Annotated in this window: 21 protein-coding genes; 12 read left to right on the top strand and 9 right to left on the bottom strand. The window is 53.3% G+C overall.

What is annotated here, in order from left to right; all coding sequences use genetic code 11:
- Positions 1–172: 172 nt before the first annotated feature.
- The 3 genes from hemL to R5268_RS16310 all read left to right on the top strand — a co-directional run bounded on the left by hemL (position 173) and on the right by R5268_RS16310 (position 2,166).
- Positions 173–1,453 carry a glutamate-1-semialdehyde 2,1-aminomutase gene (hemL, locus tag R5268_RS16300; protein WP_218455101.1) on the top strand — a complete coding sequence of 427 codons (1,281 nt, stop codon included), beginning with the start codon at positions 173–175 and terminating at the stop codon, positions 1,451–1,453.
- 159 nt (positions 1,454–1,612) lie between these two features.
- Positions 1,613–1,843, top strand: a complete 231-nt coding sequence (locus tag R5268_RS16305) for a hypothetical protein (protein WP_218455100.1) — start codon at positions 1,613–1,615, stop codon at positions 1,841–1,843.
- On the top strand, positions 1,840–2,166 hold the full coding sequence (locus tag R5268_RS16310; protein WP_046895115.1) for a low molecular weight protein tyrosine phosphatase family protein: 327 nt from the start codon (positions 1,840–1,842) through the stop codon (positions 2,164–2,166). The genes R5268_RS16305 and R5268_RS16310 overlap by 4 nt, the downstream gene beginning before the upstream one ends.
- A gap of 11 nt (positions 2,167–2,177) precedes the next feature.
- On the opposite strand, the gene R5268_RS16315 is transcribed toward R5268_RS16310, so the two are convergent.
- From R5268_RS16315 to R5268_RS16335, 5 genes are all read right to left on the bottom strand, one after another.
- A complete protein-coding gene (locus R5268_RS16315) occupies positions 2,178–2,627 on the bottom strand; it encodes a hypothetical protein (RefSeq protein WP_317419779.1) in 450 nt (149 codons plus the stop codon).
- 167 nt (positions 2,628–2,794) lie between these two features.
- Entirely contained in the window at positions 2,795–3,367 is a 573-nt protein-coding gene (gene dmsD, locus R5268_RS16320) for a Tat proofreading chaperone DmsD (protein WP_052926397.1), read from the bottom strand.
- Positions 3,368–3,378: 11 nt separating this feature from the next.
- A complete protein-coding gene (locus tag R5268_RS16325; protein ID WP_317419780.1) occupies positions 3,379–4,281 on the bottom strand; it encodes a dimethyl sulfoxide reductase anchor subunit family protein in 903 nt (300 codons plus the stop codon).
- Entirely contained in the window at positions 4,278–4,919 is a 642-nt protein-coding gene (locus R5268_RS16330; protein ID WP_107680587.1) for a DMSO/selenate family reductase complex B subunit, read from the bottom strand. The genes R5268_RS16325 and R5268_RS16330 overlap by 4 nt, the downstream gene beginning before the upstream one ends.
- Complete coding sequence (locus R5268_RS16335; protein ID WP_317419781.1) at positions 4,916–7,354, bottom strand: DMSO/selenate family reductase complex A subunit; 2,439 nt, start codon at positions 7,352–7,354, stop codon at positions 4,916–4,918. The genes R5268_RS16330 and R5268_RS16335 overlap by 4 nt, the downstream gene beginning before the upstream one ends.
- A gap of 388 nt (positions 7,355–7,742) precedes the next feature.
- Between R5268_RS16335 and R5268_RS16340 the strand changes: the two genes are divergently transcribed.
- The 4 genes from R5268_RS16340 (at position 7,743) to fdnI (ending at position 13,395) form a co-directional block, all read left to right on the top strand.
- Positions 7,743–8,528, top strand: a complete 786-nt coding sequence (locus R5268_RS16340) for a helix-turn-helix transcriptional regulator (RefSeq protein WP_317419782.1) — start codon at positions 7,743–7,745, stop codon at positions 8,526–8,528.
- A gap of 273 nt (positions 8,529–8,801) precedes the next feature.
- Positions 8,802–11,849, top strand: a complete 3,048-nt coding sequence (fdnG, locus tag R5268_RS16345; protein WP_317419783.1) for a formate dehydrogenase-N subunit alpha — start codon at positions 8,802–8,804, stop codon at positions 11,847–11,849.
- A gap of 9 nt (positions 11,850–11,858) precedes the next feature.
- Positions 11,859–12,749 carry a formate dehydrogenase subunit beta gene (gene fdxH, locus R5268_RS16350; protein ID WP_052926392.1) on the top strand — a complete coding sequence of 297 codons (891 nt, stop codon included), beginning with the start codon at positions 11,859–11,861 and terminating at the stop codon, positions 12,747–12,749.
- On the top strand, positions 12,742–13,395 hold the full coding sequence (gene fdnI / locus R5268_RS16355) for a formate dehydrogenase-N subunit gamma (protein WP_317419784.1): 654 nt from the start codon (positions 12,742–12,744) through the stop codon (positions 13,393–13,395). The genes fdxH and fdnI overlap by 8 nt, the downstream gene beginning before the upstream one ends.
- 59 nt (positions 13,396–13,454) lie before the next feature.
- On the opposite strand, the gene R5268_RS16360 is transcribed toward fdnI, so the two are convergent.
- From R5268_RS16360 to hrpB, 4 genes are all read right to left on the bottom strand, one after another.
- Entirely contained in the window at positions 13,455–13,775 is a 321-nt protein-coding gene (locus R5268_RS16360) for a HigA family addiction module antitoxin (RefSeq protein WP_218455095.1), read from the bottom strand.
- Positions 13,775–14,053, bottom strand: coding sequence for a type II toxin-antitoxin system RelE/ParE family toxin (locus tag R5268_RS16365; protein WP_052926456.1), 279 nt, complete (start codon positions 14,051–14,053; stop codon positions 13,775–13,777). Before R5268_RS16365 ends, R5268_RS16360 begins: the two co-directional genes overlap by 1 nt.
- A 131-nt stretch (positions 14,054–14,184) precedes the next feature.
- Positions 14,185–16,689, bottom strand: a complete 2,505-nt coding sequence (mrcB, locus tag R5268_RS16370) for a bifunctional glycosyl transferase/transpeptidase (RefSeq protein ID WP_218455094.1) — start codon at positions 16,687–16,689, stop codon at positions 14,185–14,187.
- 134 nt (positions 16,690–16,823) lie between these two features.
- Positions 16,824–19,274 carry an ATP-dependent helicase HrpB gene (gene hrpB, locus R5268_RS16375; RefSeq protein ID WP_317419785.1) on the bottom strand — a complete coding sequence of 817 codons (2,451 nt, stop codon included), beginning with the start codon at positions 19,272–19,274 and terminating at the stop codon, positions 16,824–16,826.
- A 92-nt stretch (positions 19,275–19,366) separates the two neighbouring features.
- Between hrpB and sfsA the strand changes: the two genes are divergently transcribed.
- The 5 genes from sfsA (at position 19,367) to folK (ending at position 23,811) form a co-directional block, all read left to right on the top strand.
- On the top strand, positions 19,367–20,077 hold the full coding sequence (gene sfsA, locus R5268_RS16380) for a DNA/RNA nuclease SfsA (protein ID WP_046895105.1): 711 nt from the start codon (positions 19,367–19,369) through the stop codon (positions 20,075–20,077).
- Between the two features lie 187 nt (positions 20,078–20,264).
- Entirely contained in the window at positions 20,265–20,720 is a 456-nt protein-coding gene (dksA, locus tag R5268_RS16385; RefSeq protein ID WP_004238923.1) for an RNA polymerase-binding protein DksA, read from the top strand.
- 55 nt (positions 20,721–20,775) lie between these two features.
- Positions 20,776–21,678 carry a tRNA glutamyl-Q(34) synthetase GluQRS gene (gene gluQRS / locus R5268_RS16390; RefSeq protein ID WP_107680578.1) on the top strand — a complete coding sequence of 301 codons (903 nt, stop codon included), beginning with the start codon at positions 20,776–20,778 and terminating at the stop codon, positions 21,676–21,678.
- Positions 21,679–21,778: 100 nt separating this feature from the next.
- Positions 21,779–23,314 carry a polynucleotide adenylyltransferase PcnB gene (gene pcnB, locus R5268_RS16395; RefSeq protein ID WP_182107558.1) on the top strand — a complete coding sequence of 512 codons (1,536 nt, stop codon included), beginning with the start codon at positions 21,779–21,781 and terminating at the stop codon, positions 23,312–23,314.
- Positions 23,311–23,811, top strand: coding sequence for a 2-amino-4-hydroxy-6-hydroxymethyldihydropteridine diphosphokinase (gene folK / locus R5268_RS16400; protein WP_317419786.1), 501 nt, complete (start codon positions 23,311–23,313; stop codon positions 23,809–23,811). The genes pcnB and folK overlap by 4 nt, the downstream gene beginning before the upstream one ends.
- Positions 23,812–23,823 lie beyond the last annotated feature (12 nt).

Genomic DNA, 23,823 nt, shown 5'->3' on the forward strand with positions numbered 1-23,823 from the left:
TGATTATCCACCACCTCCGGCAATCGTTCAAGTTTCGTCACACAGAAAGCACAGTATCCACATTATTAATAAGGATATAGTTATCATGAGGATAATGCGATAAGTTGGATTCACCGGCGCTCTCCTTTACAATAGCCGGAATTTCCCGCTCACCGACTGACAGGAGTCCTGCATGAGCCGTTCTGAAAATCTCTATACTGAAGCACAACATTTTATCCCGGGTGGCGTTAACTCACCGGTTCGTGCCTTTAACGGCGTCGGCGGTACTCCGCTGTTTATCGAACGCGCCAACGGAGCCTATATTTATGACGTCGACGGCAAAGCCTATGTCGACTATGTCGGTTCATGGGGACCGATGGTACTGGGACATAATCACCCGGCCATCCGCACCGCAGTCATCAAAGCGGTGGAAAAAGGACTGAGCTTCGGCGCGCCGACCGCCGATGAAGTGGAAATGGCCAAATTTGTCACCGAACTGGTGCCGTCCATGGATATGGTGCGGATGGTAAACTCCGGCACAGAAGCCACGATGAGTGCGATTCGTCTGGCGCGCGGCTACACCGCCCGCGATAAAATCATCAAATTTGAAGGCTGTTACCACGGACACGCCGACTGCCTGCTGGTCAAAGCCGGTTCCGGCGCACTGACCATCGGCCAGCCGAACTCACCGGGTGTCCCGGCAGACTTTGCCAAACACACGCTGACCTGCACCTATAATGATCTCAATTCTGTCCGTGAGGCATTTGAAAAACACCCGCACGATATCGCCTGTATCATTGTCGAACCGGTCGCCGGGAATATGAACTGTATACCGCCGTCAGCGAACTTCCTGCCGGGCCTGCGCGCCCTGTGTGATGAGTTCGGTGCTCTGCTGATTATCGATGAAGTGATGACCGGCTTCCGTGTCGCCCTCGGCGGTGCGCAGGCACATTATGATGTTGAACCTGATCTGACCTGTCTGGGTAAAATTATCGGCGGCGGAATGCCGGTGGGCGCCTTCGGCGGCCGTGGTGAAATCATGGAAAAACTGGCCCCGACCGGCCCGGTTTACCAGGCTGGAACCCTGTCCGGTAACCCGATCGCCATGGCGGCGGGCCTGGCCTGCTTACATGAAATCGCTCAGCCGGGTGTGCATCAGCGCCTGACCGAACTGACGGATATGCTGGCGGACGGCCTGTGCGAAAAAGCCCGTGAAGCGGGTATTCCGTTTGTGGTTAACCATGTCGGCGGGATGTTCGGCCTGTTCTTTACCGATGCACCGGCGGTCACCTGCTATCAGGATGTGATGAACTGCGACGTTGAGCGCTTTAAGAAGTTCTTCCATCTGATGCTGGAACAGGGCATTTACCTGGCGCCATCCGCCTTTGAAGCCGGATTTATGTCTGTCGCTCACAGTGATGAAGATATCCGTAAAACCATCGATGCGGCCGCTTACGCCTTCTCAAAACTGTAATACCGCATAACCCGTCACGCCCGGCATCTGTCCGGGCGTTTTTGTTTTTCGTCTTGCTTTCTTTTTTTTTCTGCTTAAAATTCCCTCTGTTAGCCCACTCTTTTTCCGTATTACCGCGGCTGCTGAACCCGGTAATTCAATTCTGAAAAAGAGAAAAAGATGGATAACACCCGAAACCGCGCCTGGCGCAGATTTAAAAAACGTATCAATAAATCCCGTGATCAGAAGCACGATGCATCGTTATATGATTATCCGGCAGAAAAATGCTGGAAAATGATGTACGGTCGCAGTGAAAAAATGATCCGGGCGGCTCAGTTGGGCATGGCATATCCGCAAATCAGTCAGGCGGTTCTGACGCGCAACGCCTGCGATGAGGAAGATAAAGTATGAATGTCCTGTTTATCTGCAGCCGCAATCAATGGCGCAGTCCGACTGCCGAACATCACTGGCGGAATCACCCGCAGTGGTCAGTTCGTTCCGCCGGTACCAGCCGCAATGCAAAACGCCGGGTTACCCCGGCGTTACTTCAGTGGGCTGATGTGATTTTTGTGATGGAGCAAAAACACAAAAACCGCCTGAAAGCGGAATTTACCCGCCTGTTGGATCACAAACCCCTTCATGTCCTTGAGATCCCAGATGATTATCATTACGGCGATCCGGCGCTGATCGCCCTGCTGGACGATCTGGTGCCACCGTATCTTTCCGCTGACTGAATCTTACCGGATCAGAATTCCCGCTGCTCTGTCAGCCAGCCGTTAAAGCGAACCGAGCACTCATCCTTGTCAGCCAGTCCGGAGGCGATAAAGATATTCTTCTTATTCTCTTTATTCACATACGTGATCCGCAAAACCAGGTTATACGCCGGGTTAGCGGAAAACAGTTTCTTATAGGATTCCGGTGAGCTTTTGGCTTTGTCTGTCAGGGCATCATAAGTTTCCTGTGCAAACTGAGAAATCAGCAATTCCCCGGCCGGTTGAGCAGACAGAATTTCTGTTTTGGTTTTGCTTTCATCGATCTGCTTTATATCAATATGAAGCGTATGCTCCATCACTATCTGCATTTCCCGGTCAACGGAACGGCCGGGTTTGCTGCATTCACTGACAATATCCGGTGCGGCAAATAACGGCGCACTGACCAGTACTAACAGCAACGGCGATAAATATTTCAGTTTCATTCGGCAATCAGCTCCGTATCACCATGATGATAAATTGGCAGCACTGTAACTCTGCAGAAAATTTAACTTAAGGAAAACCTCGCAGTACTGCAACAAAAAAATACGCCTCCGGAGAAAGAGGCGTATAAGATTACGAGCAATGTAATCAAACCTTATAACTGTGAATATTATGCTTTTATAAATGATTGTACGGTGGTCAGCGCCAGCCGGGTCAGTGCGGAGTAAAACGGGCTGTTTCCGTGGGTATCCAGCCGCTGTGCGTAACGCGGCAGCCAGTTCATCAGGTGCTGACTGAGCAGCGTGTTTACTGCCGCCGCCCGCATTTCAGAGGCCAGTACCGCCGCCTGAAATAAAATCAGTCCGATATGGTCAGCCGGTTCCGGATACGGAGTATTGAGTTTCAGTCGTTCCTGTTTTAAAAACGCACTCAGTGCAAGGGTTGAATCCCCCTGCAATAATCCTTCCGCATCCAGATATACCGAACCCCAGGGCGGAGCCGGTAACGCCCCCGGCCCGGCAAACAGTGACTGCCATGCAGATTTCAGCGTTTCTGTGCCCGCAGCAGCCGTACGGCTCAGTTGCAGGCAAAGTGTGTCATCCACCTCACACGGCCACTGCTGTGCAAATCCCGGCAGGGTAAACAGGCGCATGGCAGTCCGGTTGCTGTCATCATCCGGCGGGAACAGATAGCAGATCCCCAGCACGTTAAATGCAGCCGCATAGTGAGCTGTTCTGCTCATAACATCCCCCGTCAGATATGAATGTAATAGAACACATAGCGCAGCATAAACTCTGCCGCGATGGTCAGCAGACAGCCGCTGATAAACCCGCCGCAGACCGGTAAACCGCTGCGTGCTTTTTTCTGTGCCCGCACCAGAGAGATACCGCAGAGTACCACACCAATCACCGCCGCCATCCAGACACCAATCCGCAGCCCGGCAATACTGTCATACGCCTCAATCGGTGACAGCGGAAAGGTGATTGATTTGTGTGTCAGTTGCGTACGCGTCAGGTAATGCGCATAAAACGGCTGATACAGCAGGCGCCCGATCAGACTTACCGCCATCACACTCCACAGCTGCCATAATGATGATAATGACAGTGCGTCAGCAGGCAATGTCATCCCGGCCCGGTGTCCGGCTTTCCGGATCACCATCACCACCAGAACAAACAGGACAGCACCGAGTGTCAGTGTTGTGCCGTAAAACATCAGATAGGTGTTGATGTCATTCCAGGTCAGAATCGAGGTATAGCGGTAAATCGATGCCATACAAAAAATATCCGCCAGCCCGATCGCCATTGCCCCGCCGTATAACAGGAAAGAGAATTTTCCTGTCTTCCACAGCCAGAGAAAACTGACACCAAGCGCGCCGACAAACGCCGCCGTTACCACCACTTCCCGGCTGAGCCAGGCGCTGAACACATTATTAATCGCATTCGGGGCATTGAGCGGCACACCGAGGTGAGTAATTGATGCAACTGAGCCCGCACCGGCGATGCCACAGATAATAAAAATCGTCAGCATCATAAAACGTTTAAAACTGTCTGCCGGGAGGCGGCGGCTGAGATGCACGGCAAACACCCCGCTCACAACGCACAGCCCCGCCGCCGCATTCATCATGTAAGTGAAAATTAAAAGTGACCACTCATTCATTTTTCTTTTCTCTCACTGTTCATATCATCAAAATTTGCGCCCTGATGCGGATTGATCACCAGATTCGGATGTGTAATCGACGGATCAGGCAGCCCGGTCACGTAATCAAGGTCACCGTATTTCGCCCGCAATTCCTCAATCGGCCCGAACTGAATCGCCCCGAGCGGACAGGTGCTGACACACACCGGCTGCTCACCGTTCTGCTGAAGATCAATACAGAAATCGCATTTCGACATTTGTTTCGTTTCCGGATTCATCTGTGGCGCACCGTACGGACATGACCACGCACAGGCACCGCAGCCGACACATTTATCGGTATTGACCATGACGATGCCGTCCCCTTCACGCTTATGCATCGCAGTTGTCGGGCAGTTGCGCACGCAGATCGGGTCTTTGCAGTGGTTGCAGGAGATGGAAAGCGTATAGGCGAACACGTTATTGATCAGTGCACCGTTTTTATTGCGGCTGTAACCGCCGCCTGACATTTCATACACGCGGCGGAAGCGGCGGCCGACATCAAGATTATTTTTATCCTTGCACGCCACCTGACACGCCTTGCAGCCGGAGCAGCGGGCGGAATCAATATAGAAACCTAACTGTTTGTCGCTGACTGCCGGATAAACGATAAATTTGCTCATGCTTTTTCCACCTCAACTACTTTTTCCACCTCAACTAATAGTGTCTGGTGCGCATTGCCGTGGGCGAGCGCAGTACTGCGTGACGAGGTGAGCACGTTGGCACATCCGCCCTGATCGATGCCGTTACTGTCCGGCTGCCACCAGGCACCGGCCTGTAATGCCACCACTCCCGGCATAATGCGCTGTGTGATTTTCACCGGGATCATGGTGATCCCGCGCTCGTTATGCACTTTCACTTTTTCGCCGTCACCGATACCGCGATCCGCCGCATCCGCCGGGTTGATCCACAGCTCCTGGCGCTGCACTTCCTGTAACCACGGGTTGGCAAACTGGGTGGAGTTCGCACGGTTGCGCCCTTTCCAGGTGATCAGCTGTAACGGGTATTTCCCGGTCAGGCTGTCTTCCGGCCCTTCTGTTGCCGGAACATAGTGAGACAGCGCCGGGATCTCCGGATTGTGCATGTCATACAGGCGTTTGGAGAAAATCTCGATTTTGCCGGACGGGGTCGGGAACGGGTTGTTCTCTATATCCTGAATATTTTTCTCAAAGGCCACATTCTGCGTATGCGGGCGATGCGTTAATAAATGGCGGCGTTTAACCAGCAGTTCATTAAAGGTTGGGATGTTATCTTCCGGGCGCTTTTGTGCGGCATCATTAACGAGGAATTCTATCCAGTCGCGATCCGTTTCGTGACCTTCCGTAAATTCATCACGGACCCCCAGTTTTTCAGCAACCTCACACAGCCAGTCATAGTCCGTGCGGCGCTCAAACTCCGGTTCAATGGCTTTTTCAGACAGGATCAGGTAATCACCGTAACTCCAGGTACCGCCGATATTCCAGCGTTCGAGGAAACTGGTTTCCGGCAGCAGCAAATCGGCATATTTGGCGCTCGGTGTAAGATAGAGATCACTGCACACGATAAATTCGACTTTCGATTCGTCCTCCAGCACTTTCGCGGCATGAAGAATATCGGTGTTCTGGTTGGTCATGTAATTACCCGCCATCGAAAACATCATTTTGATTTCGGTGCCGAGTTTGTCTGCATTTTTCAGTCCGTTCTCCGGGGTCACCAGGGTTTTGTCTTCACACGCCTGCACCCAGTTGGTGATATTAATTTTGGCTTTGACCGGGTTATCAAACAGCGCCGGACCGGCGATGGTTTTGCGCAGTTCCGGGTTCAGCGCCATGCCGTAACCTGCCGCCCAGCCGCCGCGCACACCGACATTACCGGTGATGGTTGCCAGCAGCGTGGCACCGCGTGCACTCCGCTCACCGCAGATATGGCGCTGCGGTCCCCAGCCCTGCATCAGTACCGCCGGTTTGGTTACGGCATATTCACGTGCCAGCTGACGGATAGTGTCCGCAGGGACTTTGGTGATTTTTTCTGCCCATTCCGGGGTTTTGGCAACGCCGTCTTTTTTACCGGTCAGATACGCTGACAGCGATTCATTATCCGCGACGCCTTCCGGCATCTGGTCTTCGCTGAATCCCAGGGTGTATTTATCAATAAATGACTGGTCATGAAGATTTTCTGTCACGATGACATACATCATCGCGTCCATCATGGCGTTATCAGTTGTCGGCAGGATCGGTATCCACTGATCGGCCAGCGAGGACGCGGTATCGGAGTAGCGCGGATCAACGACAATAAATTTGGTGCCGTTCTTTTTCATCTTCTGAAAATAGTGGTTGCTGTGCCCGAAAATCGTTTCATTCGGATTATGCCCCCACAGGATCACCAGCGGGGTGTTTTCCAGGGTATCGAGCGTACTGCCGCTGGCGGCGGTTCCGTAGGTATACGGCGTGGCGGCCATGGTGTTACCGTTACTGACCGAGTGATAGTTTTCCAGGAATCCGCCGGTCAGATTAAACAGGCGGCGCAGCATGTTCGCGCCGGAAAAAATCCCGCCGGTCACCCCGGTACTCAGGCTGACAAACCGCGACGCCGGGCCGTATTTATCACTGATGCGCTGCCATTCGGCGGCAATCAGGCTGGTGGCCTCATCCCAGCTGATGCGCTCGAAACGTCCCTCACCGCGCTTACCGACCCGCTTCATCGGGTATTTCAGGCGATCCGGATGATAAATAAATTTCCGGTAACCGCGTCCGCGTACGCAGGCGCGCATGATCGGCATCTCTTCATTCAGATCCGCATCCGGCCGGGTCGTGATGCGGACAGCTTTTCCGTCTTTGATATGAGCGCGGATATCACATTTCCCGCCGCAGTCAAAGCTGCTGCAGGTCGGTACAATGCGCACGCCGTCATCCGCCTGATGAACCGGAATATGTGCCGGATCAGACGGCGCGGATGCAATACTTTCAGAGGCCAGAAACGGGACGGCAGATAATACGGAGCTGACCTGTATAAAACGGCGGCGGCTTATTTCGCCGGGCGCGGCGGATTTTTCATTATGGTGGCCGGATTGATGACTCATAATAGATTTACCCCGAGTGAGAAACACATTGCGGAATTTAACAATCAGAAAATAATAAATATTATTTAATTTTAAATAACCGGAAATAACATCACACCGCCGGTAATCAGTTAATAACCGGTAATAATGATAATCTGAACAAACAGAATGGCGGCAGCAAGATAGTAATAGATTAATATATTGCCGCCATGCGCAAATCAGACAACGACAATTGAATTCCGGCCTCTTTCCCGCTACTGTTAACTGAACGTTTTGTATTTGTTACCGTAAAAATACAGATGCGGCATCCGGTTCCGTTATTATCACAATAAGACCTGTTTTGCGGTGACGGGATCTGATATAACACCCGCCGGTTTTTCCTTTCAGTCAGATACGGAGCACAGCACTTATGAGAAATATTCCGTTAAAAAGCGTGGATAATATCGCGCGGGATGTCATTGCGCTCGGTACAGATTATCTGCCTGATACCCTGCTGGAATATCACGCTCACCGCCGGGCGCAGTTTTTGTATCCGGCCACCGGACTGATTGAAGTCAGCACCGCGGACGGTGAATGGGTGATCCCGCCGTCCTGCGGGGTATGGATACCGGAACAGGTCGCCCATGAAACACGGATGCTGAATGTCAGCACCCGCAGTCTGTATATCGAACCGGCAGCAAAACCGCGCCACGTCGTCAGTTGTGAGGTGGTGAGTGTTTCCCCGCTGCTGCGCCAGTTGCTGCTGGAAGCCGTGGATATCCCGGCGGAATATGATATTCAGGGGCGTGACGGTATGCTGATGCAGCTTATTCTCTGCGAACTGGCACGTATGCCTCCGCTGCCGTTTTTCGCGCCGATCCCGCGTGATGAGAAACTCGGCCGTCTGTGCCGCGAGTTTATGCGCAAGCCGGTGATTACCTCACAGCCCGGGGAATGGGCTGAGCAGCTGCATAAAAGCGAACGTTCTTTCAGCCGTTTTTTCCGTACCCAGACCGGGATGTCGTTTTCAGAGTGGCGGCAGCAGGCGTGCCTGCTTAACTCGCTGTCTCATATTTTGTCCGGGAAATCTATTACCGAAGTGGCCTATGAGCTGGGTTACAACAGTGCAGGTGCATTTTCCATTATGTTTAAAAAACAGATGGGGCAATCCCCTTCCCATTTTAAAAATGACGATTCGGATATCCGCCATTTTTAAATTGTTTTTTAACAAATATAATTTTGTTATGATGTCCGGAATACATTTGATTTATTTTCCTGTTTTCTCTTTTTATGTATTTTGTTTAATTGATCTGAATCAAATTTAAATTTACCTTACTACCACTTTGTGATTATTTACAAAACACTAAAAACCTCAATTAATAATTATTAAACATCAAAGTTCACTTTCATTGATTTCAGGCAATATAAATTCAACCTTTGCTGATATTCTCCTCACGATTTTTTACAAATAAATAAAAAAGAGGATGCGATGAATTTCAGCCGCAGACAGTTCTTTAAGGTTTGTGCCGGTGGTCTCGCCGGAACAACTGCCGCCGCTTTAGGCTTTATGCCGTCAGTAGCAATGTCCAATGTCCGGGAATACAAATTACTCCGTTCAAAAGAGACCCGTAACACCTGTACCTACTGCTCCGTCGGGTGCGGATTGCTGATTTACAGCATGGGCGATGGTGCCATGAATGCCAAATCAGCAATTTTCCACGTCGAGGGTGACCCTGATCATCCGGTTAACCGCGGAGCGTTATGCCCGAAAGGTGCCGGTCTGCTCGATTATATTCACAGTGAGAGCCGTCTGCGTTATCCGCAGTATCGTGCGCCGGGTTCTGATAAATGGCAGCGTATCAGCTGGGATGACGCGTTTGAGCGTATCGCCCGCCTGATGAAAGCCGACCGTGATGCTAACTTCATTGAAAAAAACAGCGAAGGCACTACGGTAAACCGCTGGCTGACCACCGGGATGCTCTGCGCCTCTGCCGCCAGTAACGAAACCGGGATGCTGACCCAGAAATTTACCCGTTCCCTCGGGATGCTGGCAGTCGATAACCAGGCGCGTGTCTGACACGGACCAACGGTAGCAAGTCTTGCTCCGACATTTGGTCGCGGTGCCATGACCAACCACTGGGTTGATATCAAAAACGCCAACGTCGTTGTGGTAATGGGCGGGAATGCTGCGGAAGCACATCCTGTCGGATTCCGCTGGGCGATGGAAGCAAAAAATAACAACGATGCCACACTGATTGTTGTCGATCCGCGTTTTACACGGACCGCATCGGTGGCAGATCACTACATCCCGATCCGTTCCGGAACCGATATTACCTTCCTTTCCGGTGTGATCCTGTATCTGATGGAAAACGGGAAATTCCACGACGAGTATGTGCGCCATTACACCAATGCGCCGTTACTGGTCCGTGAGGATTATGCTTTCAGCGACGGTTTATTCAGCGGCTACGATGCTGAAAAACGCCGTTACGACAAAACCACCTGGAATTACCAGTTCGGTGAAGACGGTTATGCCCTGCGTGACGACACTCTGCAACATCCGCAGTGCGTGTGGAATCTGCTGAAAACGCATGTCAGCCGTTATACCCCGGATATGGTGGAAAAAATCTGCGGCACACCGCAGGCAGATTTCCTCAAAGTCTGTGAAATTCTGGCGTCCACCAGCCCGGCCAACCGTGCGGCCACTTTCCTGTACGCCCTCGGCTGGACCCAGCATACCGTCGGTGCGCAGAACATCCGTACCATGGCGATGATCCAGTTGCTGCTCGGCAATATGGGTGTGGCAGGCGGCGGCGTGAACGCCCTGCGCGGTCACTCCAATATTCAGGGGCTGACAGACCTGGGTCTGCTCTCCACCAGCCTGCCGGGTTATCTGACTCTGCCGTCTGAGAAACAGACCGATATCGGCAGCTATCTGAACGCGAATACGCCGAAAGCCACGCTGCCGGGCCAGGTCAACTACTGGAGCAACTATCCGAAGTTCTTCGTCAGCCTGATGAAATCGTTCTACGGCGATGAAGCAACCAAAGAGAACCAGTGGGGCTATGACTGGCTGCCGAAGTGGGATCAGGCTTATGACGTGCTGAAGTATTTCGACATGATGAATAAAGGCGAAATCAACGGCTATATCTGTCAGGGCTTTAACCCGGTTGCGTCCTTCCCGGACAAAAACAAAGTGGTCAGCTGCCTGAGCAAACTGAAATACCTGATAACCGTTGACCCGCTGAGCACTGAAACCGCGAGCTTCTGGCAGAACCACGGCGATATGAATGATGTCGATACCGCATCCATTCAGACTGAGGTGTTCCGTCTGCCATCCACCTGTTTCGCGGAAGAAGACGGCTCGATTGCCAACTCCGGCCGCTGGTTACAGTGGCACTGGAAAGCGGCGGATGCCCCGGGAGAAGCCCGTACCGATGGTCAGATCCTTGCCGGTATTCTGTGGAAAATGCGCGAACTGTATGAACAGGAAGGCGGTCAGGGTGTTGATCAGCTGATGAAAATGTCCTGGGATTACAAGCAGCCGTTTAATCCGGAATCCGACGAAGTCGCCAAAGAGAACAACGGCGTGGCCCTTGAAGATCTGTATGATGCCAACGGCAATTTACAGGCGAAAAAAGGCGAACTGCTCAGCTCCTTTGCCCTGCTGCGTGATGACGGCTCCACCGCGTCCTCCTGCTGGATCTACACCGGCTGCTGGACCGAACAGGGTAACCAGATGGCGAAACGGGATAACAGTGACCCGTCCGGCATCGGTAATACCCTTGGCTGGGCATGGGCATGGCCACTGAACCGCCGTGTGATCTATAACCGCGCCTCTGCTGATCCGCAGGGTAAACCATGGGATAAGAACCGTATTCTTATCGAATGGAACGGTAAAAAATGGGTCGGTAACGATATCCCTGACTTCAATACCTCTGCACCGGACGCCGGTACCGGGCCGTTTATCATGCAACCGGAAGGTTTAGGCCGTCTGTTTGCCATCGATAAAATGGCGGAAGGCCCGTTCCCGGAACACTATGAACCGTTTGAAACACCGATTGGTACTAACCCGCTGCATCCGGAAGTCGTTTCCAACCCGGCCGCCCGTATCTTTGAGGACGACAAAAAACGTCTCGGAAATCATACGGAATTCCCGTACGTCGGCACGACTTATCGTCTGACAGAACACTTCCATACCTGGACCAAACATGCACGGCTCAATGCTATCGCACAGCCGGAACAGTTTGTGGAAATCAGTGAAACCCTGGGGAATGCCAAAGGGATCAGCAGCGGCGACAAAGTAAAAGTCAGCAGTAAACGCGGCTTTATCCGCGCGGTTGCTGTCGTCACACCGCGTCTTCAGACACTGATGGTGGATGGTAAGCCGGTCGAAACGGTCGGAATTCCGATTCACTGGGGTTTTGAGGGTGCCGCCCAAAAAGGCTTTATCAGCAATACGCTGACCCCGGGAGTCGGTGACGCCAACTCGCAAACGCCTGAGTTTAAAGCGTTCTTAGTTAACATCGAGAAGGCGTAAGGAGGAATTATGTCCATGCAATCTCAAGACATTATCAAACGTTCTGCGACCAACAGCATAACGCCGCCTCCTCAGGCCCGTGACGACAAGTTTGAAGTCGCCAAGCTGATCGATGTATCCACCTGTATCGGCTGTAAAGCCTGTCAGGTGGCCTGTTCCGAGTGGAATGATATCCGGGATGACGTCGGGTTCTGTACCGGGGTTTATGATAACCCGACCGATCTCAGCGCCAAATCCTGGACTGTCATGCGGTTCAGCGAGACCAAAGAGAACGGCAAACTGGAGTGGCTTATCCGCAAGGACGGCTGCATGCACTGTTCGGACCCGGGCTGCCTGAAAGCCTGCCCGTCTGCCGGTGCCATTATTCAGTATGCTAACGGTATCGTTGATTTCCAGTCAGAACACTGTATCGGCTGCGGCTACTGTATTGCGGGTTGTCCGTTCAATATCCCGCGTCTGAATCCGAAAGATAACCGGGTGTACAAATGCACACTCTGTGTTGACCGGGTCAGCGTGGGCCAGGAACCGGCCTGTGTGAAAACCTGTCCGACCGGTGCTATCCATTTCGGCACCAAAAAAGACATGCTGGAAGTGGCGGATGAGCGCGTGCAGAAACTGCAAAAACGCGGCTTTGCCAATGCCGGTATCTACAATCCGGACGGTGTCGGCGGCACACACGTGATGTATGTGCTTCAGCACGCGGATAATCCGGAGCTCTATCACGGGCTGCCGAAAGATCCGCAGATTGATACACCAATCGATCTCTGGAAAGGGGTACTGAAACCGCTGTCGGCTATCGGGTTTATCGCCACCTTTGCCGGACTGGTTTTCCACTACGTGGGGATCGGCCCGAACAAAGAAACGGACGATGAGGAAGAGGAGGAAACTCACCATGAGTAAGAAAAGCAAAATGATTGTCCGCACGAAGTTTATTGATCGTGCCTGTCACTGGACAGTGGTGATCTGCTTTTTCCTGGTCTCCTTATCCGGTATTGCGCTGTTTTTCCCGACACTGCAATGGCTGACGGAAACATTCGGGACACCGGCGATGGGACGTATTCTGCACCCGTTCTTCGGTGTGCTGATTTTCGTCGTGCTGATGTTTATGTTTTTCCGCTTCGTTAAGCACAACATCCCGGACAGAGAAGATCTGCCGTGGATTAAAAACATTATCGAAGTACTGAAAGGCAACGAGCACCATGTGGCGCGTGTCGGAAAATACAACGCCGGACAGAAAATGATGTTCTGGAGCATTATGAGCATGATCTTCGTCCTGCTTGCCACCGGGATCATCATCTGGCGTCCGTACTTTGCGCACTACTTCCCGATGTGGATGATCCGCTGGAGCCTGCTGATCCATGCAACGGCGGCCATCATCCTGATCCACGCTATCCTGATCCATATGTATATGGCTTTCTGGGTGAAAGGGTCGATCAAAGGTATGGTGGAAGGTAAAGTCAGCCGCCGCTGGGCGAAGAAACATCACCCGCGCTGGTATGAAGAAGTGGAAGCCGAAGAAGCTGCTGAGGAAGCGAAGAAGAAGTAAGCTGAAACATTCTGTATGACACCAAAAAGCGCACCTCAGGGTGCGCTTTCAGATTCTGTTTATTTATCCGGTGATGTATTACAAAAACCATCTTCTTCAGAAGAACCGTACAGCGTGATCCCCGAAATATCGATTTCCTTTTCCAGGCGGTGCAAATCATAATTTGCCTGTAAGCGCAGCCAGAATGCCGGGTTGCTGCCTAACGCTGCCGCTATCCGTATCGCCAGTGCCGGGGTCAGCGCCGTTTTACCTGATAAAAACCGGGAAACCGTTGCCGGTGTTACCCCGATATTTCCGGCAAACTGACGGACTCCCACCCCCAGATCAGTCAGTATATTGGCTACGATTGTACCGGGATGTGAAACAATAGCTTGTTTCATCAGTGATAATCCTCCAAATTTAAAATATACGCATCGCCATTTCTGAATTCAAATGTAATACGCCAGTTGGCTCTCACTGTTATTGACCAGATACCCACCCGATCCCCCCGCAGGGGATGTAATTTATAAATATGAATATTTAAATCGTCAATCATGGTTGCAGAATCAATAGCCTGCAAACGATCATTAATTCTGACAGCATCCTGAGCCGGAATCCCTGAAATAACACCGTTTTCAAAAAGTTGCTTAAGCCCTTTGTGTTTGAATGATTTGATCATCATTTCAGCTTCTGTTGCCTGACATGTAACACCGTATCATGGTGTTACTCATCATGCAACAGCTGGGCGTATACCCTAAAACAAAACCCGCCTTACGGCGGGTTTTTCACTGCTTCTCACAGAACAGGGGATTACTGTTCAAACATATCTTTCAGCCAGCCTGGGGCTTCTTCGCCCTGATGCTGAGCCGGGGCCTGCTGTCCGCACAGTGCCTGTGCATCTGTTGTCCAGACCGGTAATGTCCGGGTGACACCCACGCCGTTGCAGACAAAATTGCCGTCCGCATCCACTGCCATCTCTGCGATATCTTCCGGCGGTGTGAGGTTCAGCGCCAGCGGCGGCTGATTGTCCAGATAACGGCCGTAAAGCACCAGCGCACCGGAGCCACCGTACAGGCCGGACGGGCTGTTATCATCCAGTCCCATCCACGAAACGGTGACCTCTTTGCCGTCAATACCGACAAACCAGCTGTCGCGCATCAGGTTGGTGGTCCCGGTTTTCCCGGCCAGATGGTATTTACCGAATTTCGATCCCAGACGACGCGCTGCGGTACCGCGTTCCACTACCTGCTGCATACCGTAGAGCGTCATATACGCAGCCTGCGGGGCAACAGCACGCTGTGCCTGCGGGAAGCTCTGGTAAATCACCGTACCGTCTTCCGCAATCACGGAACGCAGAGCGGACAATGTCGCGCGGTTACCGCCGCTGCCGATGGTCTGGAACAGCTGAGAAACCTGCAATGGCGTCAGGTTTACCGCGCCAAGCAGCATCGCCGGAACTTTCTGGATATTTTTCGGCGGTGCGCCGAGACGGATAAAGGTATCAGCTACCGCATCCAGACCGACCGCCATACCGAGGTTAACCGTCGGCACGTTGATAGAGCGCGCCAGACCATCCACCAGCATCACACGGCCGCTGAAGGTTTTGCTGTCGTTACGCGGTGACCAGGTCCCGCCGCCGCCCGGGACATTGATGGTCAGCGGCTGATCGTCCAGCCAGGTATTCAGACGGTAAGAGTCCGGGATACCGAGCGCGGTAAGATAGGTCATCGGTTTTGCCAGTGAGCCGATAGAGCGCTCCGCTGCCATCGCGCGGTTAAACCCGGCAAACTGAGGCTGGGAGCCGCCGACCATCGCACGGACTTCGCCGCTGATGCGGTCAACCACCACCATCGCGCCTTCCAGCTCCGGTTTTTTACGTTCCGCACGGATAGCTTTCACGCCCTCTTCAACGGCATTTTCAGCCGCATCCTGTGAAACCGGATCAAGCGTGGTGAAGATTTTCACCCCGGACAGATCATCCACTTTATCGCCGAGCTTCTCGCGCAGTTCCTGGCGAACCAGCTGCATAAACGCAGGCTGCGGCGTGATCACACCACTTTTCTCTTTCACACCCAGCGGACGTGCGCTCAGGACATCATACATTTCCTGATCGATGACACCACCCTGGGTTTGCAGGAGTTTCAGCACCACGTTACGGCGCTCAAGCGCATTTTTCGGGTTACGCCACGGATTATAGACTGACGCCCCTTTCACCATACCCACCAGCAGTGCCACCTGGTCGAGGCTCAGCTCATCCACCGGACGGCCGAAATAATAGAGGCTCGCCAGCGGGAAGCCGCGGATCTGTTCATCCCCGCTCTGCCCCAGATACACTTCGTTGAGGTACAGTTCCAGGATACGGTCTTTGTCGTAACGATAATCCATAATGAGTGCCATATAGGCTTCATTGGCTTTACGCACCAGTGTCCGTTCGTTGGATAAGAACAGGTTTTTCACCAGCTGCTGTGTCAGGGTACTGCCGCCCTGTACCGCACGTCCCGCCGTCAGGTTTGCCAGCAGGGCACGTCCGATAGAGGTGATGCTGATACCGTCATGTTCATAGAAATTGCGGTCTTCGGTCACCAGCAGGGCTTTGACCAGCTCATCCGGGAAGCCGCTGCGGGCCAGGAACAGACGCTGCTCACCATTCGCGGACTGCATCATGGTGATCAGTTTCGGATCGAGGCGGAAAAAGCCGAATTCGCGGCCGTTATCCACGTTTTCAATTTTTTCCAGTCCGCTGCTGCCGAAGGTCAGACGGGCGTTGATCTGCCCCTCTTTACTGTCCGGGAAATCAAACGGGCGGCGCAGCATCTGAATGGTATTACCGGTCACAGAAAATTCACCGGCACGGGTGATTTTGGTGACTTTGCGGTACTGCATACCTTCCAGCAGTTTAACCATCTCATTCAGGCTGTAATCCATACCCGGCTCAAGGTTAACGGTGCGTCCGTAAACCGCGGCAGGCAGATCCCAGACTTTGCCGTCCAGGCGGTCACTGATTTTTCCGGCCAGATAAACACCGTAGATCCCCAGCAGGATAGCCATCACAATGCCGAGTTTGACCAGGAACCAGAACCAGCGCCAGCGTCGTTTAGGCGGCTTGTTTTTGCGCCCTTTTTTACTCATGCGCGCAGTATCCTCTTCATCGTCATAATCATCATCCGGCTCGTCATCACCAAATTCATCATCGTATTCAATATCATCGTCATAATCCTCATCCCGGCGGCGACGGCGGTCTGAGCGCCCTCTTTTTTTACCGGCAGAGGCTTTACTGCCCCTGCGGCCGGTGGGTTCACGATCAAAATCAGACATGGTCTCTCCCGTCAGTCTGTCTGCCGCACAGTGATGTGCCGGGCGGGACAGGCGGTTATTTCATCAGTCGCTATTGTCGCCGATTCCGGCAACAGACACAGTAAAAATCCGTTAAACAAAGGCTATCTTTGCATTTACATAAACTTTTTTACACGCTTTGTCGGCAGCGCGTTTGCCGGATCATCCGGCCAGAAATGTTTGGGATAACGCCCTTTCATCTCTTTCTGTACGTCCCGGTAACTCCCGCCCCAGAAGGCTTTCAGGTCAGCGGTCACCTGCAGCGGGCGGTGTGCGGGGGAGAGCAGACTGACCGTCACCGGCAGTCTTCCCTGCGCCACCACCGGCGTTTCACGGACACCATACATCTCCTGAATCCGGACTGCCATCACCGGCGGTTTATCCGCGGCATATTCTACAGGTATCCGGGTCCCGGTGGGTACTTCAAAATGACGCGGGAACTGTGCATCCAGCCATTGCTGCTGTGACCAGTCCATCCGCTGACGCAGCGCGCCGTACAGATCCAGCTTTGCCAGTTGCTGCTGATTGCGCACCCCGGTCAGATACGGCGACAACCACGTCTCAAGCGTGGCGAGCAGTGTATCATTATCTGCGGCAGGCAGTGTCTGTTCCGGAAACAGATCGTGTGCCAGCTGCTGGCGGATAAGTAACTGCTCACAGGCGTCACTGAACGGCAGAACAGACAATCCCTGTTCGCGGACCCAGCTGAGCAGAGCTTCGCGGACAACCTCATCAGACGGTGCCGCCAGCGGTTTGCGCTCAATAATCAGCTGTCCGCAGGTGACCGCCTGCCATGCCTGCCAGCTGCCTTTGTTTTCATCACGGGTAAGACGATTTTCGGTTTTCAGCAGATGCGGTGCCATTTCTGTCAGTTGTGACAGTGCAAACGGTACGGCTTTCAGTATCCGCGCATTAGCCTGCTGATCATTTTGCAGGATCAGCGGGGCGATAAGCCCCGGCTCATTGCCCAGCGGGCTGCTTTCATCCGTGACCGCGCCGGTGCCGTTTGCCAGCAGAAAGGTGCCGCCGCGTCCCCGGCTTCCGGCAATTCTGTCCGGAAAGCCCTGTAATAAGGTACGGCACAGCCAGCCACTGTCCGGATCATGTACCGGTTTTCTGACCGGCAGACCGGCGGCCTGTAATAGCTGTTGCGCCCGCTTATCCCACCGGGCGGAGGGATGAGTCAGATCATGCAGCAGATTACCGCTTCCCTCGCGGGAGGGTTCTTCCAGTGCCGCAATCAGCCGGGCAGCGTAATATATCTGTGCCGGTTCTTCATTAAGTGTGTACAGCCACAATGCAGAGAGGCGCGGTTCCGTGCCGGAAGCCGCCATCGCCTCACCTTTGGCGGTCAGTCCGCCCTGCGGCAGCAGACAGCCCATTTCTGTCAGTAATTTTTTCGCCACCTGTACCGCCACGGCGGGCGGGGTATCAAGCCAGGAGAGCTGAGATACTTCGCGGCAACCCCACTGCGCCAGATTCAGCATCAGCCCGGCCAGGTCACTGTGACAGATTTCCGGTTCACTGTGGGCAGCAGCACGTTCCGCTTCCGCCTGACCGCACAGGTGCAGGCAGATCCCCGGGGCAAGACGTCCTGCCCGACCTGCCCGCTGCGTCATTGATGAGCGGCTGATACGGCTGCGCACCAGACGGGTCAGACCGCTGCGCGGATCGAACTGTGCGGTTTTCTCCAGACAACTGTCCACTACCAGTGTCACACCTTCGATGGTCAGACTGGTTTCGGCGATATTGGTTGCCAGCACGATTTTGCGCATACCGGGCGGCGGCGGTTCAATCGCCTGCTGCTGCTCTTTCAGGGAAAGTGCGCCGTACAGCGGGCAGATAAGGGTATCCGCATCAGTTTTACCGGTCAGTTGTTCCTGTAACCGGCAGATTTCCGCCTGCCCCGGCAGAAATACCAGCACGGAACCTTCCTCCTGCTGATACAGCTGCAACACCGCACGGGCCACCTCACTGATAAAAGGCTGATGTGTACTGAGCGGCTGATAGCGTCTCTCCACCGGAAACGCACGCCCCTCTGCGGTGATCACTTCCGCCTGCGGCAGCAGAGACAGCAGTTGTTCATTATCTAAGGTCGCGGACATCACCAGCAGACGCAGATCATCACGCAGCGAGGACTGCACATCCAGCAACAGGGCAAGGGCGAGGTCGGCCTGTAAATTACGTTCATGGAATTCATCCAGAATAATGATACTTACTTCGGATAATTCCGGATCATGCTGTAACATTCTGACCAGAATTCCCTCAGTAACAACTTCAAACCGGGTGGCGGCACTGACCCGGGTTTCGCTGCGCATCCGGTAACCGACCGTTTCCCCCGGACGTTCGCCGAGCTGTGACGCCAGACGGTGTGCCACGCTGCGGGCCGCGATACGACGGGGTTCCAGCATGATAATCCGCCCGGTGACAGAAGCATCTTTCAGCATCAGCAGCGGCAGAACAGTGGATTTTCCGCTGCCGGTGGGTGCCTGTAACAATACCTGCGGGGCACTTCTCAGTGCCGTACTGAGTGCCGGATAAATGTTACAAACGGGGGAATATGTCACAAAAACCTCATCATTATCTGCTTAACTTTCGACGCACAACATTGTAGCATTGCCGCCCCCTGAAAAGTGCAGTCACATTGACAGGAGTTGTGATGGAATTTCATCCCCCGTTACAGGCGGGCACACTGGTACAGCGTTATAAACGTTTTCTTGCGGATATTATCACGCAGGACGGCCGCACAATTACTATTCATTGTGCCAATACCGGTGCGATGACGGGTTGTGCCACGCCGGGTGATACCGTCTGGTATTCCGAATCCGCTAATGCGAAACGCAAGTATCCGTACAGCTGGGAACTGACACAAACACAGGCCGGGCATCTGATTTGCGTGAATACCCAGCAGGCAAACCGGCTTGTGGCAGAGGCCATTGCGCAGAACCGAATCCCGGAACTTGCCGGGTATCAGACGCTCACGCAGGAAGTAAGATACGGCAGCGAAAACAGCCGGATTGATTTTTTACTGACGGACCCGGAGAAAAAGCCCTGCTATGCGGAGGTGAAATCCGTCACGCTGCTGGAAAACGGACACGGATATTTTCCCGACACCGTAACTTTACGTGGACAAAAACACGTACGTGAGTTACAAGCAATTGCTGAAGCGGGAAATCGTGCTGTTCTGTTTTTTGCTGTACTGCATTCAGGGATTGAGGCCGTATCGGATGCAGCACACATTGATAAAAAATATTCATCACTTTTGCAGAAGGCGTCACAATCCGGAACAGAGATTATTTGCTACAGAATGCGGATAACACCGGATGGCATCACTGCCGGAGAAAAGATACCCTTCTCATTCATGGGGTGAATATCAATTTTTTTAATAATAAATAGGATGTTTTGTAAGTTTCGGAGTAAATAAACACGCGGTTCTTCACACCTTACAAAACTAATGAGATCAAGGGTTGCATTATCCATAATCATCTGCTATCTATAGCGGCCTATTTTTCCCCTCTAAGGGATATTGTCAGACATGCGTGTGTAGGAGAAGCATTATGCAAGAAGGGCAAAAACGTAAAACCTCGTCCCTGAGCATTCTTGCCATTGCCGGCGTGGAGCCGTATCACGAGAAGGCAGGCGAAGAATACATGAACGAAGCCCAGTTGGCCCATTTCAAGCTGATACTTGAAGCATGGCGCAACCAACTCAGGGATGAAGTAAACCGCACTGTCACGCACATGCAGGATGAAGCCGCTAACTTCCCGGACCCGGTTGACCGTGCCGCTCAGGAAGAAGAATTCAGCCTGGAACTTCGTAACCGTGACCGCGAGCGCAAACTGATCAAAAAGATCGAAAAAACCCTCAAAAAGGTTGAGGACGACGATTTTGGTTTTTGTGAGTCCTGCGGGGTCGAAATCGGTATCCGCCGTTTAGAGGCGCGTCCGACCGCAGATTTATGTATCGACTGTAAGACACTCGCTGAAATCCGCGAAAAGCAGATGGCGGGCTGACAGGTTCACCACAGACGGCGCTTTAACAGCGCCGTCCGTTTTTCTGCCTCTTCAGATGATGGAATATTCTGCCGGCTCAGCGCCCGGTTATACCGGCCGCTTCGCACCCTCTCCCTCCGGTGCGCTTCATTTCGGCTCTCTGGTCACCGCACTGGGGAGTTATCTTCAGGCCCGTCATCTCGGCGGACGCTGGCTTCTCCGTATTGATGATATTGACCCGCCCCGCGAAGTCCCGGGTGCTGCGGATGCTATTCTGCGTATTCTTGATCACTACGGTCTGCACTGGGACGGCGATGTGCTGTATCAGTCGCGCCGCCATGACGCTTACCGTGATGTGATTGAACAGCTGAAAGCAACAGGACTGTGCTATTACTGTACCTGCACACGGCATGATATCCACGACAGCGGCGGCCACTACCCCGGTACCTGCCGTCAGCGCGGGCTGCCGCCGGATAATGCGGCGCTGCGGCTGAGAAGAACCCATCCGGTGTACCATTTTACCGATGGTTTGCGCGGAAATGTGTTTACGGATAACGCGACGGCAGAGGAAGATATCATTATCTTCCGCAAAGATAAGCTGTTTGCCTATAACCTGGTGGTGGTACTTGATGATGATTATCAGGGTGTGACCGAGGTGGTCAGGGGCGCGGATTTACTGTATCCCACCTCACATCAGCTCTCATTATACCGACAGCTCGGGCTGCCTGAGCCGCATTATCTGCATTTGCCGTTGATGCTGAGCCCGGCGGCGCGTAAACTCTCCAAGCAAAATCATGCCACCCCGGTGCCGCTCAGTGATCCGCGCCCGCTGTTATGGCAGGCGTTGCAGGTGCTCCGGCAGCCGCTGCCGGAGACAGATCCGCAGTCTCTTTCTCTGACTGAACTGCTGGCATACAGTGTGCAGAACTGGGATATTAGCGCCGTGCCACGTGATGATGTGGTGACAGACCGGGAATAATTCCGCAATATCCCGGGTAAGGCATTCTCAAAAAACCAAGTGTACGATATTATTAGTCGCTTATTTTTTAGATCATTTAATTGTTATACAGAGGTGTACCATTTTAAACCGAGTCGCAAAGTTCTGTCGCAGTCTGATTTCCCGCGAGAATAAAGCAGATTGCACAGAGGCTGCCAGTGAAAGGCCGGCCCCGGATGCTGACCATACGCAGCGGAATCCGTCACCCCGTGAAGCTTCCCCCGCGCGTCCTGCCGCTAAACGCAAAAAACCGGCAAAACATATGGATAACAGCGGGACAGTCAGCGCAACGGTAATTCCCCGCAACAGTCACTCTATTTCCCGCCAGGATATCAGCGAAAATGCGCTGAAGGTCCTGTACCGCCTGAATAAATCCGGTTTCGATGCTTACCTGGTCGGCGGCGGTGTCCGTGATTTGCTGCTGGAACGCAAACCCAAAGATTTCGATATCGCGACCAATGCCACGCCGGATGAAGTGAGAAAATTATTCCGCAACTGCCGCCTGGTCGGCCGCCGTTTCCGTCTGGCACACATTATGTTCGGACCGGATATTATCGAGGTCGCAACCTTCCGTGGTCCGCATGACAATAACGAACCGGCTGATGACGGCAAAGCCCGCTCTCAGCAGGGCAAAAACGGCATGCTGCTGCGTGATAATATTTTCGGCACCATCGAAGAAGATGCTGTCCGCCGCGATTTCACCATTAACAGCCTCTATTACAGTGTGGCTGATTTTACTGTCCGCGATTATGTCGGCGGGCTCGCGGATTTACAGCAGCGGATTATCCGCCTGATTGGTGATCCGGAAACCCGTTACCGGGAAGACCCGGTGCGTATGCTGCGCGCTATCCGTTTTGCCGCCAAGCTGGATATGACCATCGAGCCGAAAACGGCCGCGCCTATCCGTACGATGAGCACACTGCTGCGCGATATTCCGCCTGCACGTCTGTTCGAGGAAGTCCTCAAGTTATTACAGGCCGGTGACGGACACCGTACCTTTGAATTATTACGTGAATACGATCTGCTGGATATGCTGTTCCCGCTGGTTGCCGGACCGCTGAAAGAGAACCCGGACACCCCGCTGTCCCGTATCGTGGATCAGGTACTGAAAAATACCGACTACCGTATTCATAACGATCAGCGCGTCAATCCGGCTTTCCTGTTTGCCGTGATGCTGTGGTATCCGCTGTGTGAACATGCGGAAAAAGTAACTCAGGAGAGCGGACTGGCCTATTACGAAGCCTTCGCTATCGCCATTAATGACATCCTGGATGAACAGTGCCGCGCAATTGCCATTCCGAAGCGCCTGACCACCACCATGCGTGATATCTGGCAGTTACAGTTACGTCTGCCGCGCCGTCAGGGCAAACGCGCTGTCCGTCTGATGGAAAATCAGAAATTCCGCGCCGCCTTTGATCTGCTGGAACTGCGGGCCAATGTGGAAGGACGTCATGAATTGCAGGAGCTGGCTCACTGGTGGGCTGATTTCCAGCTGGCGAATGCCCCGCAGCAGCGCTCGATGGTAAGCGAACTGGGCAGTGATCCGGTCAAACGCCGTCCGCGTCCGCGCCGCCGCCATCCGCGTGCCCGTCAGGGTAACGGAAACAGCGAATCATGATTCCGGTCTATATTGCGATCGGCAGTAATCTTGCCGATCCTCTGGATCAGGTAAACCGGGCGATTGCAGCGCTGGATACGATCCCGCAAAGCCGCCTGGTGCGCCACTCTTCTTTTTACCGTACGGCACCGATGGGACCCGCAGGACAACCTGATTATCTCAATGCGGCTGCTCTGCTGGAAACCGATCTGACACCGCACCAGCTGCTCGACGCCACCCAGGCCATTGAACTGGCTCACGGCCGTGTCCGCAAAGATGAGCGCTGGGGTCCCCGCACATTAGACTTAGATATCATGCTGTTTGGTGATAAGGTCATCAGTGACGCGCGGCTGACGGTGCCGCATTACGGCCTGAAAGTGCGTGAATTTATGCTGTATCCGCTGGCAGAAATCGCCCCCGGGCTGATACTGCCGGACGGCGAATCACTGGCAGCGGTTGTTGCCCGTACCCCGGAAAACGGACTTGGCCTCTGGTCATCATCAGAGCCGGTACGCTGAACGCTCTGCTCA

This window comes from Morganella sp. BCCO 40_0007, from assembly GCF_032989665.1.
In the GTDB taxonomy this organism is placed as follows: domain Bacteria; phylum Pseudomonadota; class Gammaproteobacteria; order Enterobacterales; family Enterobacteriaceae; genus Morganella; species Morganella sibonii.